Consider the following 13,529-nt stretch of genomic DNA (forward strand, 5'->3'; position numbering starts at 1 on the left):
CGCCAATTTCGCTCGATCGGGAGCGTATGGCGATGAATGAACGTTCCGTTGAGGGGATCAAGCGAGGGTGACAGTGACCCGGTCGCGCTCGCAGAGCTGCGACAACGTCCGTCGCAGTTTCGTCCGCACGATCTCGAGTTCTTCGTCGGTGAGGAAATGCGATTCGATCAGCTTGCGATCGAGCGTCCAGATCGAATCTTCGGGAAGCGGGTCGGTGCCGTAACGCGGTATGATGTTCCAATGGACATGTGCCCAGAGATTGCCGAAGAAAGCGACATTCATCTTCTTCGGATTGAAGGCAAGCTGCACCGCTTCCGTCACAAGGGACATTTCCATCAAATGCCTGCTGCGAAGCTCCGCCGGCATTTCGTGAAGCTCGCGGGCCTGCTGCCTGGCGGCAAAAAAACAGTAGCCCCTGAAATATTGCCGGTTGCGGCTGAGCCAGAGGTAGCCGGTTTCGAGTTCGGCCACGAAGTGCCTGTCATCGGCACCATCAACATGCGCCATGGACGCTTCGCGGGAATGAATTTCTGCGGACATTCGGGATACTTTCTTGTTCCGAAGGGGAAGCCCTTCTCGGCTCGGCCAGCCGAGCCGAGAAGGCAGAGGCGCAACGGTCAGTGCCTGGGCAGAAGCTTTTCGACGTTGGCCACCATTTCCGGCAGAACCTCGGCGGGGGTCTGCTTCAGGGTGATGACGTTTTGCAGATGATCGCGGATGACCGTCGTGATGCGCGGGCCGTTATCGCCGGGATAGAGGTTCTGAATCCTGATCCTCGGCAGTTGCGCGATGGCCGGCAATGCATTCGGGTTGGCCTTGTAGTAGTCCCCGAGATAGGCGGCATCTTTGACGGCGAGCGTATTGACCGGGGTGAATCCCGTCGCCTTGACGATCATCGTCTGCGCTTCCGGACCTGAGGCGAATTTCAGGAATTTCCAGGCCGCTGCGATCTTCCCCGGATCTTTGGTGGTGATCGCCATGCCGCCGCCTCCGGAAGCCAGCTTCCCGCCCACCGCAGATTGCGGAAAAGGCCCGGTCTGGATATCGAGCGAAGGCCCTGCATTGGCGGTCAGCGTCTTCAAGCGCGAGTTCGAAGCGAAATAGATGCCAATCTTGCCGGAGGCGAAAGCCTGTCGCGCTTGCTCGGCCGTCATGTCGACCATTCCCGCCTGTCCGAAACGCTGCATCAAGTCCAGTGCATCGCGCCCTGCCTTCGAATTGAAGCCGATCTTCCCATCCTCGGTGAAAACGCTTCCGCCATGGCTGAGCATCAGCGAGTTGAACGACCAGTTGTAGCTGTCCGCGTAATATTCGAAGAAGAGCGGCATGACGTCGGGAGTGGATTTTTTGAGATCATCCGCAATCGACAGGATATCGCTCCAGGAAAGCTCAAGATTTCTCAGGTCCGGCCGGACTTCCCGGATCAGGCTCATATTGTAGTAGGCAATGCTTGCCGACACCGATTGCGGGATCGCCACGACATGTCCCTCAACGGTTGTCGTGCCGAGCACGCCCGGTTCGACACCGACGTTTTTCCATTCGTCATCATCCGCGATAAGCTTGTCCAAAGGCGTAAGCATGCCACGCTCCGCCAGCGTCGGCATGTCGGTGTAGCAGATGCCCGATACCATATCTGGAAGCGAACCCGTCACGCCGTCTCGAAGCAACTGTTGCAGAAGCGCCGGGCAATCGGTCGCATTTCCTTCCAGTTCAATCCTGATATCGGGATTTTGCTGCGTGAATTTTTCGGCGATCGGCTTCAGGAAGAGGCTGTCACGGCTCGGAAAGGCATGGGTCAAGTGGAGCGTGATCTGCTCGGCCTGCGCATTAGCCGCGCAGGCACACAGACCGAATGCGCCGAGGATCGACAAAAGACGTCTCATGATCGTTGTCCCGGTTAATTGAAGGATATCGGTCTGCACGAGGCTCAACCCAGCAGTTTCCGGGCCTGCGAAGCCATGCGGGCCAGCGCCTCATCGGCCTTTGCGCGATGCGTGATCACATCATGCATCTGGTCCGCCATCATCTGAACGATCTTGACGGTGTTGTCGCTCGGGAAAGAGAACTGGTCGCCCGTGATCGCCAATCTTTCAACGATGCCGCGGTGATAGGGGTTGATCCTGAAATAGGCCTCCAGGAAGGCCGGGTCCTTCAGGGCGAGGATATTGATCGGCATGTATCCTGAGTTCTTTGCCAGGATCATCTGGCCCTTCTGGCTCGTCGCGAACTTCATGAACTCCCACAGAACCTTCTGCTTCGCAGCGTCCCTGGTGAACATAAAGAAGCCGTGTCCGGCGCCGGCCAGACGACCATTGGCGCTCTCAATCGGGAATTGGGCGACGGCAAGCTCGAAATGCCCTGCTACCGCCTTGGCCGTCGAGGTCGTACCGCTGGCGGACTGAACGTGCATTGCGGTAGAGCCGGCCTTGAAGGCCTGGCGCGACTGCTCCTGGGTCATGTCGGTTTTGAGGATATCGCCGAACTTGTAGAGCGTCTCCAGCGCCTTTTGTCCGGCCGGGCCATCGAATGCGATCGCGGTACCCGCATCGTTCATCATCTTCCCGCCGAACGAACTGAGCAAGTTCTGGAACATCCAGGCATTGGTGGACGTATATTCGAGATAGCCGCCATTGATGCCGCCGCCGAGCGCCGCAACCTTGGCGCCGATCTCGAAGATCTCCTCCCAGGTCGCCGGAGGCTGCGGCTTGGAATAGCCGGCCTTGCGCAAAAGATCCATATTGCAATAGACGACCGGAACGGTCGTGCCATAGGCGATGCAATAGACCTGACCTGCTACACTGGTCGCCTCCACCATCGGCTTGGACAGGCCAAGGGCCTCGAGATTTTTCAGGTCGCCGCCGAAAAGCGGATTGAGCGGCTGGGCAATCTTCCGGTTTGCCAGTATCCCCGCATAGGTCAGGGACTGCCAGGTGCCATCCGGAAGCGCATTCACCATCGCGGCCCGGATCGTGTTGTTCAGGAGCGGGTCCCAATTCTCACCATCAGCGACGAACTTCACCGCCATGGCGGGATTTGCCGCCTCGAATTCCGCACTGAGTTCGGCGAGCAAAGCCTGATAGGTGGGAACACCCTGCGTCAGGGTGATCGTGGTTTTCTCGGCGGCTCTCAGGACCGCCGGCATGGCGAGCGCGACGGACGAGGCAGCGCCGGTCATCAAAAGGTTTCTGCGGGTGAAATGCATCGGGATCGCTCCATGGGTTGGTTTGGAGAAGGCATGATGACACCGGCCGCCGCATGTGCGGCGCACCGGGAATTGGCAAAGGAAAGTCGGCCTGCGAGGACGACGGGGAGCTCAGACCTCCATGGGAACGGCCAGTTTGAAGAGCCCGTCGCCCGCTTCGACCATCACGGCCAATCGCCGGCAAAGAACAAAACCGGAGTCCGTGAAGCGAACCTCGGCCGGCGGTTTCCATGGCGCTCCCACATCGTGCAGATAACCGGCCAGTTCGCCCGCCTCGACTGTATCGCCCAGTTCGACCTTGGGTTCGAAAAGGCCGTCTTGCGGCGCAAGAACCGTCGCGCTAACCGGCAGTCGCCGCATGAACGAGACCTTCTCGACATCGGCCGGATGCGGCGGTGCAAGCAAGCCTACATGCGCCAGCACCCGCAGGACGCCCGCAAGACCACGGTCGAGATCGCGCCGTTCCACGGAACCACCCCCGCCAATCTCGGCTGAGATGTTGAGAACGCCAGCCTTGTCGCACGCGCCGAGAATGCTGGACGGTGTCTGGTCTTCTTCGTCGACGAAAAACGCCACCGGCAGACCAAACGACTTCGCCAGGGTAACAAGTTCGTCACGACGCGTGCCTTCGACTGCACCTGAGAGCATGGCGGACGGGAAATAGTCGATAGGTTTGCCGCCCGAGTGAATATCGATGACGAGATCGGCGCGCGGCAGCAGAACGGTTTCCATGAAATGCGCGATACGTTGCGTCGCCGTCCCGTCGACCTTGCCAGGGAATGCCGTGTTGAGATTGCCGTTGTCGGCCGGCGCATAACGACGGCCGGCTCTGACCGCCGCGGGATTGGCGGCAGGCAGAACGATGATCTGACCGTCGACGGCCTCCGGTGTGATCCGGGCCAGCAACGATCTCACGATCAGTTGCCCCTCGTACTCATCGCCGTGGCAACCGCCGATCACGATGACACATGGCCCGGCACCGCGCCGGATCGACGTAATCGGGACCATGGAAATGCCGAAAGGAGAATGTTCGCTTGAGGACTTTACACGCAGGTAACCATCGTGGCGCCCTTCGCCGTCCAGATCGATATCGAGCCTGAAGCCTTTCACTTGACAGCCCCTCCAGTCAGCCCTTCGACGAACCATTTCTGTGCGGAGAGGAATGCGATGATGAGGGGGGCAACGACGATGGTGGATGCGGCCATGAGGGGTCCGTAGTCGTTGCCGGCCTCTTCGTTCTTGAAGGCCATGATGCCGAGCGGCGGCGGCATGAGGGCCTGGTCGCGCACGGCGATCAGCGGCCAGAACAGGCTGTTCCAGTGGGAGACGACGGAGAAGATGCCGAAGGCGACGATGGCGGGCAGCGCCATCGGAACCATGATCCGCCAGACGATGGCGAGTTCCGACAGGCCGTCGAGGCGGGCGGCATGCACGACGTCGTCGGGAATGGTCTTGAAGAACTGCCGGAACAGGAAGATGCCGAAGGGCGAGACGACATAGGGGAAGATCAGCGCCGCATAGGTGTTGAGGATGCCGACCTGGTAACCGAGGATGAAGAGGGGCAGCGACAGGACCTCATGCGGCAGGATGAGCGCGATCAGCACCAGCGCGAAGAGCAGGTTCCTGCCGGGAAAGTCGAGCTTGGCGAGCGCATAGGCTGCCGGCGCGCAGACCAGCACCTGAAGGCAAACAATCGAGGCGCAGACGAAGACGCCGTTCAGCATGTATTGCGGCAGCGGGGCGTCGGTCAGCGCCTTCGTGTAGTTCTCGAACCCAAAGAATTGCTGCGGCCAGAAAGAGAAGGAAGCGCGAAAAATCTCGCCGGGCGGCTTGATCGACAGCGACACCATCCAGACGAAAGGAATGAGGATCAGCGCACCGGTGATCATCAGCGCGGCATGGCGCAGGATGGCGGATGGGACGGCCAGTCCCCGGGTGCCGTGACGGGTGCTGCGATGAGTGCCGTGCGTGCTCATTGGTAGTGAACCCTTTTGTCCATGACGCGCGCTTGGATCAGCGTCAGCGCCACGACGATGACGAGGAAGACGACGGCGACAGAGGCGCCGTAACCGGTGCGCAGATACTGGAAGCTCTCGCGATAGAGCGTGAAGAGCAGCATCTCGGAGGAATGGCCCGGCCCGCCCTGGGTGAGAACCTGCACCGTATCGAAGGTCTCGAAGGCCTTCAGCGCCACGACGATGAAGACGAACATGGTGACCGGGCCGAGCATCGGCAGGGTGACAGTTCCGAGCCGGTCGAACCACAGGTCGGCGCCGTCGATGTCGGCGGCGTCATAGAGATCCTGCGGGATCGATTTGAGCCCGGCGAGAAACAGCACCATGGCATAACCGAGGTTCTGCCAGATGCCGATCGCAGCCAGCACCGGCAGGACGGTACCTTCGTCGCGCAGCCAGTTGGCGGTCGGCAGACCGAGGCCGGCGAGCGTCTGGTTGACGAGGCCGATGGTCGGATGCAGCAACGCCTCCCAGGCGATCGCCATCGCCGTCAGCGTCGCCATGAACGGCAGGAAGTGGATGGCGCGGTAGAAGGCGCGGGCCGATTTGCCGCTTTCGATCAAAAGCGCGATCGCAAGACCGAGCACGATCGTGCCGGGCACGACGATCACCACATAGAGGAGCGTGTTGACGAAGGATGCGCGAAACCCTTCGTCGCCCATCACTTCCTCAAAGTTGGCCAGGCCGACAAAGGTGAGCGAGCTTGCGCCGAACTGCCAGTCGGTCAGCGCGATGGCGAAGACGGCGAAGACCGGCAGGAAGAACAGCACGGTCAACAACAGGAGCGCGGGACCGGCCAGCGACCATGCCGTGAAGGTCTCGGCCAGACGATGGCGACGCAGTGCCTTGCGGGCAACAGCGCCTGAAGCCACAGAAACAGCTTGCTGCGCCGAAACGGAGGATACAAGGGTCATCAAACGCGCTCCCTGATCGGCAGCACATTGCCGTTCGCGTGGCCCTCGTGCGGGCGGATGCGTTTGCCGTCGGCTGCAAACAGCAGCACCCGCTCCGGTTTGACCCCGAGATGCAGCGTCTGGCCCTCGTTGACATGGGGCGCGCGTTCGGCCAGGAGGCGGGCAATCACCGGCTGGTCATGCCCGGGCACGTTGAGATGAACGAAGAGGTCCGAGCCCATGTGTTCCACGAGCCGCACCGAGCCGGTCAGCACGTTTGGACCATGACTGTCGGTGAGGAAGAAGGCCTCCGGGCGAATGCCGAGCGCAAGGCTGCCGCCCGCCGCGACGTCGGCGGCAATCGAAAAGATCGTGCCGGCGGCATCGGCCGAGCCGGTTTCCATGACCCTGGCTTCCAGCATGTTGATCTTCGGCGAGCCGATGAACTCGGCGACGCGGCGTTCCTCGGGATCGGCATAGATCTCCTGCGGCGGGGCGACCTGCAGCAGGTTGCCGTCGAGCATGACCGCCACCCGGTCCGACATGGTCATCGCCTCCGACTGGTCGTGCGTCACATAAACGAAGGTGACGCCGAGCCTTCTGTGCAGTTCCTTGATCTCGGCGCGCATCTGCACGCGCAGCTTGGCATCGAGGTTCGACAAGGGCTCGTCCATCAGGAAGACGGCCGGCTGGCGCACCATGGCGCGTCCGACCGCCACGCGCTGGCGCTGGCCACCCGACAGCTGTCCCGGCTTGCGATCGAGAAGGTGGCCGATGCTCAGGGCCGCGGCGGTCCGCCGAACATCCTCCTCGATCCCCGTTACCACCGTCTTCGTGCCCGGCCAGAACCGGCCCGCCACCGGCAGCCGCTGCAGCGACGACAGCCGGCGCATCCGCAAGGGAAGCGCCATGTTCTCGGCCACCGTCATATGCGGATAAAGCGCATATGACTGGAACACCATCGCCACGTCGCGCTTCTTAGGCCGCACCCCGTCGACCACCCGATCGCCGATCGACAACGAGCCCGACGTCTGCACGTCGAGACCAGCCAAGATCCGCAAAAGCGTCGACTTCCCGCAGCCCGACGGCCCCAACAACGTCAGAAACTCGCCATCCGCGATATCCAGCGACACATCGCGCAGCACCAACGTCGAGCCAAAAGACTTCCCGATACCGTCGATCTTGATTCCACTCATCTTCGTAACTCTATTTATGACTCGGCCTGCCCGAACGCGGGCGACCGGGACCAGACTCGTAAGCGTCAGGAAAACAGCTTCAGCGCGACAGATCGACGTCAGTTGGATGACCGGACGGCGACAGATGTTGTACGAATTGCTTATTCATACCCGGCCTGCACGGAATGAGAGAGGTCCCGGCCCGCCGAGGGCGAGCAGTTCCCGGTCAGATTGCGGCTTGGCCTCGGGGCGGATTGTCCGGATCGGTTGAGCCTGTGGCTTCTCAATCGAAGCGGACGACGAGCTGCATGTGTTGAGGCGCGATGCGGGTATGCGAGACGACGATCGGCACGTCGTCCAGATCGACATTGATGTTGGTGATGAAAATGGCTGGCTGCCCCCGGGACATGCAAAGGGTTTCGGCATCTTCCCGAGACAGGGCAATGGCGGAAATGCGAGATTCCCAGCGATGATAATCCGCGACACCAAGACGCCGCCAGGACTCGCTGAAGCTTCCGGTTTGCTCGATCAACGTTTCGATCGTCTCGAAACGCGGCAGCGGAAAATAGCTCGAAGCCGCGGCGGCAACGATGTTGTCCACGACCGTCAGCGTATCGACACGCCGAACAAAGCGATTGCGCGGGATGCGCAGGTCCCGTGCGAGGTCGTTGGTGACCCTGATCCGCTGGCTGCCGACAAACCTCCGCTCGCCAACCCGTTCGATATCCCGCAATGCCGCCGTCAGGCGGGTTTTCGGACCGAGATGGTGGCGGACCATTCGCTCTTTGACGAAGGTGCCGCGCCCCTGCTCGATGCGCAGCAGATCTCGCTCGCGAAGAACGGTCATCGCGCGTCGTATCGTGTTGCGGTGCACACTGAACTTCTCTGCCAGCTCGAATTCGGTGGGAAGTCTCTCGCCGGGTTTGTATCGAGAAGCCTTGATGTCCTGCTCGATCGCCTCCGCAACGACGCGCCACAGCGTGGACGCGCCACGCCGATCATGCAGTGTGACTTCGTTCGATGGGAGATTAGCCATCAAGCGCCTCACAGACGTTCGATCCGTTGCAATTCAGGCCATCTGAGCGCCGGCAACCGGCGACCTGTCAAGCAAGAACTGCGTTGGATTGCCTGGAGCGAAAGGAACGAATTAGGTAGACGTCCCTATTTCGTTATCAGATCGTCATGGAACTGTCGCCCAACGATCATCTCAGCTCCTTAGCCCTGCCTCGACTGACGCAAGACAGCCACCAGCAAGATCTGAAAATCGAGGAGCGGGCGTCTCACGACGCCGACGCAGTGTGGAAACGTGGAAACCATTATCACAAACGCCCGGATCGTCACGGGCACCGAGGTCATCAACGGCACGATGAAGGTGACGGACGGCAAGATCGCCGAGATCACCAGAGCGAATGTGAATACCTCAGGTGCAGTGGACTTTGCCGGCGATTACCTTTTGCCGGGACTTATCGACGTGCACACCGACCATCTCGAAAAACAGATCATGCCGCGGGCCGGCGTGTTCTGGAACAAAGTCAATGCGGTTCGCACCCATGACGCGGTCCTGGCAGCCGGCGGCACGACGACCGTCTTCGACTCTCTCATCGTCGGCGCCGTCGGCAATCCCGATCGCCGCAAACTTCTGCCGCTGATGATCGAAGGCCTCGAAGATGGACGCAAGGCCGGCCTCCTCAGGATCGATCACTTTCTGCATCTCCGTTGCGACACCCGCGAGGCCGACCTGATCGACCTGCTTACGACGTATCTCGACGAGCCGACATTGCGTTACGTCACGATCATGGACGACGGTCCGCTGCGCGACGCCGACCGCTTCCGCAAGTTGGAAAGACGCAAGGGTGTCGCCGACGATGTCATCGAGGCCCAGGTCGCGGCTGCTCCGCATGCGCCGGACCATGCGGCGGACAATCGAAAAAAGATCGTCGCGCTTTGCAGGCAGCGCGGCATCGAGTTTTCCAGCCACGACGACACGACGGCGGCGCATATCGCCGAGGGCAAGGCCTTCGGCATGACGATCTCGGAATTTCCGATCACGCTCGAATCCGCAAAAGCCGCACGCGCAGCCGACATGACGACCATTATCGGCGGTCCCAATATCGTTGCCGGGCGCTCGCATATCGGCAACGTTTCCGGCAGGCTCCTCGCTGAAGAGGGGCTCATCGACGTCATCTGCTCGGACTACATTCCTTCGAGCATTCTCTATGCCATCTGGTGTCTCGCCGGCGAGCCGAACGGCTCCGATCTTCCGGCAGCGGTTGCGATGGGCAGCAAACGTCCGGCGGAACTCTTCGGTCTTCGCGACCGAGGCGAGCTTGCCGTCGGCCGGCGTGCGGATTTGCTGCGTGTAACCGAAGTGGATGGCGCTCCGATCGTCCGCAACGTCTGGGTCGAAGGAGGTCAGATCCTGTGATGACCCCGACCACTGAAACCAAGGCGGAACACGACCGCGCGGCATGGATGACGCTTCTCGCCGAAGCGCCTGTCCAGGAGCTTGAGGCCCATTGGGCGGAAGTCGTCCATCCGACGTTCGTATGGATTCGCCGGCCCGAGCACGGTTCCGCCATGATCCGCGGCCGTGCCAGCGGCACCGGCATGCAGTTCAATCTCGGCGATGTTACCGTCACAAGGTGCACGTTGCAGCTAGGAACCGGCGAAATCGGCGTCGCCTATGTGATGGGACGCGACAAGCGGCACGCGGCCCTGGCCGCACTTTTCGACGCCATGCTCCAGAATGAAGGCGAGTCCGGCGATCAGGCCACCCGGACATTCATCGCGGCGCTCGATCGATCGCGAACCCGCCGCCGGAAGGCGATCGTCGCCGAGACGCAAAGCAGCAAGGTCGATTTCACCATGCTGGCCCGTGGAGACGTCGAGCTATGAGCATCGATATCATTTCCGCGCCGTTCGAAAATCCGATCCACGACGCCCAACAGACTTTCAGGGCGTTGCTGTCCGCGACGTCAAGGCCGGGCACGGTTGTGCAGCTTCCCCTGCCCCGCGCAACGCCTTCGCCGTTCACATCGGCTCTGTGCTCCATCGCCCTGACATTGTTCGACGACACGACAACTGTCTGGCTGGACGACGCACTCGCGACCAAGGACGTGCTGCGTTACCTGCGGTTCCACACGGGAGCCACCATCGTTGCCGAACAGTCGGACGCCGCCTTCGGCGTGATGGCCGATACCCGGGATCTCTCTGATTTCGGCGCATTTTCAGTCGGCGATGCAACATATCCCGACCGTTCGGCGACATTGATCGTCCAGTTGCCATCACTTACGGGCGGCGCAGAGGTTACCCTCGCCGGTCCGGGCATAGAGCACACGACGACCGTCTCACCCACCGGGCTTCCCGAGGGGTTCTGGCATTGGTGGAACAGGAACGCCAGCCGCTATCCATGCGGAATCGACATGATCTTCACTGACGGTACCGCAGTCATGGGCCTGCCGCGCACGACGAAAGCGAGCTTCTAATGGTTACCTCCATCAAGGGCGGTGAAAAGGCGATCGACGCCTCCCATCGTATCGTCGCCAAGCGCCGGCGGGGAGATCCCAATGTCGCACGGCTTTCCGTCGAACAGATTCGCGAACAGCTTTCGCTGGCCGTCGATCGCGTCATGAACGAAGGATCGCTCTATGACCCGACGCTTGCGGCACTCGCCATCAAGCAGTCGGAAGGCGATCTGATCGAGGCGATCTATCTGCTGCGTGCCTATCGGAGCACGATCCCCCGCTTCGGCTTCACGAAGCCGCTCGACACCGCGGCAATGCTCGTGCGGCGGCGCATCTCGACAACCCACAAGGACATTCCGGGCGGCCAGTTCCTCGGCCCGACCTACGACTATACGCACCGGCTTCTCGATTTCTCGCTGATGCAGGACGAAGAGGACGAGGATGGCCTTCCCGTCCAGGCCGTCGAGCAAGGCGGTTCGCTGACGTTACGACACGACGCGGGTTTCCTGAACCGTACCGATCTCGTGGAAGACGAACTGCCGGCAGACGACCGGCCGGTCGCCGACCTGACCCGGGAGCCGATGAACTTTCCGTCGAGCCGCGACCAGCGGCTTCAAAACCTGGTTCGCGGCGACGAAGGCTTCCTCATGGGTCTTTGTTATTCGACCATGCGCGGCTATGGCCGCAACCATCCCTATGTCGCCGAGATGCGGCACGGCGATGTGTCGGTGACCCTCGATATTCCCGAGATAGGGCTCGAAGTGGGCATCGGCACCATCGGCGTTACGGAGTGCCGCACCATCCATCTGACGGTCGGCAAACCCGATATTCCTCCGCATTACACGCGTGGATACGGTCTGCTGTTCGGCCATTGCGAGCGGAAGGCGCTGTCCGTGGCCGTCGTCGACAGAGCGCTGCGCGGGGCCGAGTTCGGTGAAGAAAAACGCTACCCCTCGCAGGACGAGGAATTCGTCCTGTCCCACTCCGACAGTGTCGCCGCCTCCGGCCTGGTCCAACATCTCAAGCTACCGCATTACGTCGATTTCCAGGCCGAGCAGCAACTGCTGAAACAGCTTCGCGAGGATTACAACAAGCGCGCGAGGCGTGCCGCATCGAAAGAACACGACCATGATTGACGATATCGACGTTGGCCAGGAAGCGGACAGCTACAGCTTTGGCTTCCTGGACGAGCAGACCAAACGGATGATCCGCCGCGCCATCCTGAAAGCCGTTTCCATTCCAGGTTACCAGGTTCCCTTCGGAGATCGTGAAGTGCCCTTGCCGCCGGGCTGGGGCACCGGCGGAATTCAGGTTACGGCCAGCATCATTGGCCTGCCCGATCGTCTGAAGGTGATCGACCAGGGTGCCGACGACACCACGAACGCCGTTTCCATCCGGCGCTTCTTTGCGCATGTGGCGAGTGTCGCGACAACAGAGCATACCGGCGAAGCGACCATCATTCAAAGCCGCCACCGGATACCGGAACGTCCGCTCGCAGACGACCAGATCCTCGTCATGCAAGTTCCTCAACCGGAGCCGCTGAGACGTCTTGTTACGTCGGAGGCACAGACCCGCAAGCTCCATGCTTTTGCCCGCTACGGATTGATGCAGGTCAGGCTTTACGAGGATATTGCACGTTACGGCAATATCGTGATGTCGCACGACTATCCGGTCCGCGTTCACAGCCGATATCTCGCATCGCCCTCGCCGATCCCGAAATTCGACAATCCGAAGCTCGATCGCAGCCACGCGCTGACGATTTTCGGTGCGGGGCGGGAACGCCGGATCTACGCCATCCCGCCGTTTACCGAGGTTCGGAGTCTCGATTTCGAGGATTATCCGTTCGAAATCCAGAAATGGACCGAATGCTGCGCCCTGTGCGGCGCAACCGACAGCTATCTCGACGAAGCCCTCCTCGATGATAGCGGCAATACGCAGTTCGTCTGCTCGGACACGTCCTATTGCAATGACCGTCAATCCGAAGGGGTGCCGCGATGACCGCCGATGTCGAAGAAATCCTCAAGGTCGAAGACGTCGGCAAATTCTTCGGCGGCAGAGCCGCCTGCCGGGACGTTTCCTTTACGCTTCATCGCGGTGAGGTCCTCGGAATCGTCGGTGAAAGCGGATCGGGCAAATCGACCCTGCTGAAATGCCTTGCGGGCATGACAGCTCCGGAAAGGGGCAAGATATCCGTTGCCGTTCCCGGCCAGAACGAACGCGACCTCTGGGCAATGGACGAAGCCGAACGCGAACAATTGTTGCCCTCCATACTGTCCCTGATCCACCAGAATCCCCGCGACGGATTGCGGCTGGACGTCAGCGCTGGCGGCAATATCGCCGAGCCGCTGATGACCGGCGGCCACCGGCACTACGGCTCGCTGAGGGACATCGCGCTGGAATGGCTCAAGAACGTCGAGATCGATCCCGCGCGCATCGACGACCTGCCGCTGACTTTTTCGGGCGGCATGCAGCAGCGACTACAGATCGCCAGGGGGCTTGTCACCCATCCACAGCTTGTCCTGATGGACGAGCCGACAGGCGGTCTGGATGTCTCGGTCCAGGCCAGGCTGCTGGATCTTCTTCGCCGCCTTGTTCGTGAATTCAACCTCGCCGCCGTCATCGTAACCCACGATCTCGGGGTCGCCCGCCTGCTGTCGGACCGGCTGATGGTGATGCAGGGGGGCCGGGCCATCGAAACCGGCCTGACCGACCGGGTCCTGGAGGACCCACGTCAGGCCTATACCCAACTTCTCGTTTCCTCCGTATTGCAGGTCTAGATT

General features: G+C 61.1%; 14 protein-coding genes. 6 read left to right on the forward strand and 8 right to left on the reverse strand.

The window, feature by feature from the left end; translation table 11 throughout:
* Nucleotides 1-57: 57 nt before the first annotated feature.
* From ACFFP0_RS01580 to phnF, 8 genes are all read right to left on the reverse strand, one after another.
* On the reverse strand, nucleotides 58-540 hold the full coding sequence (locus ACFFP0_RS01580) for an HIT family protein (RefSeq protein ID WP_377255102.1): 483 nt from the start codon (nucleotides 538-540) through the stop codon (nucleotides 58-60).
* 77 nt (nucleotides 541-617) lie between these two features.
* Nucleotides 618-1,883: an extracellular solute-binding protein gene (locus tag ACFFP0_RS01585; protein ID WP_377255106.1), complete on the reverse strand. Its 1,266-nt coding sequence runs from the start codon at nucleotides 1,881-1,883 to the stop codon at nucleotides 618-620.
* Between the two features lie 44 nt (nucleotides 1,884-1,927).
* Entirely contained in the window at nucleotides 1,928-3,175 is a 1,248-nt protein-coding gene (locus tag ACFFP0_RS01590; RefSeq protein WP_377255109.1) for an extracellular solute-binding protein, read from the reverse strand.
* Nucleotides 3,176-3,313: 138 nt separating this feature from the next.
* A complete protein-coding gene (locus tag ACFFP0_RS01595; RefSeq protein WP_377255113.1) occupies nucleotides 3,314-4,312 on the reverse strand; it encodes a succinylglutamate desuccinylase/aspartoacylase family protein in 999 nt (332 codons plus the stop codon).
* Nucleotides 4,309-5,178, reverse strand: a complete 870-nt coding sequence (locus tag ACFFP0_RS01600) for a carbohydrate ABC transporter permease (RefSeq protein ID WP_377255116.1) — start codon at nucleotides 5,176-5,178, stop codon at nucleotides 4,309-4,311. The genes ACFFP0_RS01595 and ACFFP0_RS01600 overlap by 4 nt, the downstream gene beginning before the upstream one ends.
* The gene (locus ACFFP0_RS01605) at nucleotides 5,175-6,131 is read right to left on the reverse strand and encodes a carbohydrate ABC transporter permease (protein ID WP_377255119.1); all 957 of its coding nucleotides are present in this window, start codon (nucleotides 6,129-6,131) and stop codon (nucleotides 5,175-5,177) included. The genes ACFFP0_RS01600 and ACFFP0_RS01605 overlap by 4 nt, the downstream gene beginning before the upstream one ends.
* Nucleotides 6,131-7,306: an ABC transporter ATP-binding protein gene (locus ACFFP0_RS01610; RefSeq protein WP_377255122.1), complete on the reverse strand. Its 1,176-nt coding sequence runs from the start codon at nucleotides 7,304-7,306 to the stop codon at nucleotides 6,131-6,133. Before ACFFP0_RS01610 ends, ACFFP0_RS01605 begins: the two co-directional genes overlap by 1 nt.
* 262 nt (nucleotides 7,307-7,568) lie before the next feature.
* Nucleotides 7,569-8,321, reverse strand: coding sequence for a phosphonate metabolism transcriptional regulator PhnF (gene phnF / locus ACFFP0_RS01615; RefSeq protein WP_377255125.1), 753 nt, complete (start codon nucleotides 8,319-8,321; stop codon nucleotides 7,569-7,571).
* A 270-nt stretch (nucleotides 8,322-8,591) separates the two neighbouring features.
* On the opposite strand from phnF, the gene ACFFP0_RS01620 reads away from it, so the two are divergent.
* From ACFFP0_RS01620 to phnK, 6 genes are read left to right on the forward strand one after another with little or no spacing between them, the layout of a single operon-like run.
* Nucleotides 8,592-9,710: an alpha-D-ribose 1-methylphosphonate 5-triphosphate diphosphatase gene (locus ACFFP0_RS01620; protein ID WP_377255128.1), complete on the forward strand. Its 1,119-nt coding sequence runs from the start codon at nucleotides 8,592-8,594 to the stop codon at nucleotides 9,708-9,710.
* A complete protein-coding gene (gene phnG / locus ACFFP0_RS01625) occupies nucleotides 9,710-10,180 on the forward strand; it encodes a phosphonate C-P lyase system protein PhnG (protein WP_377255131.1) in 471 nt (156 codons plus the stop codon). Before ACFFP0_RS01620 ends, phnG begins: the two co-directional genes overlap by 1 nt.
* Nucleotides 10,177-10,770, forward strand: a complete 594-nt coding sequence (gene phnH, locus ACFFP0_RS01630; RefSeq protein ID WP_377255134.1) for a phosphonate C-P lyase system protein PhnH — start codon at nucleotides 10,177-10,179, stop codon at nucleotides 10,768-10,770. Before phnG ends, phnH begins: the two co-directional genes overlap by 4 nt.
* On the forward strand, nucleotides 10,770-11,885 hold the full coding sequence (locus ACFFP0_RS01635) for a carbon-phosphorus lyase complex subunit (RefSeq protein WP_377255137.1): 1,116 nt from the start codon (nucleotides 10,770-10,772) through the stop codon (nucleotides 11,883-11,885). Before phnH ends, ACFFP0_RS01635 begins: the two co-directional genes overlap by 1 nt.
* Nucleotides 11,878-12,747 (forward strand): alpha-D-ribose 1-methylphosphonate 5-phosphate C-P-lyase PhnJ, encoded by an 870-nt coding sequence (locus ACFFP0_RS01640; RefSeq protein WP_377255140.1) that lies wholly within the window; start codon nucleotides 11,878-11,880, stop codon nucleotides 12,745-12,747. Before ACFFP0_RS01635 ends, ACFFP0_RS01640 begins: the two co-directional genes overlap by 8 nt.
* Nucleotides 12,744-13,526: a phosphonate C-P lyase system protein PhnK gene (phnK, locus tag ACFFP0_RS01645; protein ID WP_377255143.1), complete on the forward strand. Its 783-nt coding sequence runs from the start codon at nucleotides 12,744-12,746 to the stop codon at nucleotides 13,524-13,526. Before ACFFP0_RS01640 ends, phnK begins: the two co-directional genes overlap by 4 nt.
* Nucleotides 13,527-13,529 lie beyond the last annotated feature (3 nt).

Source organism: Neorhizobium puerariae, assembly GCF_042429745.1.
GTDB classification, from domain to species: domain Bacteria; phylum Pseudomonadota; class Alphaproteobacteria; order Rhizobiales; family Rhizobiaceae; genus Neorhizobium; species Neorhizobium puerariae.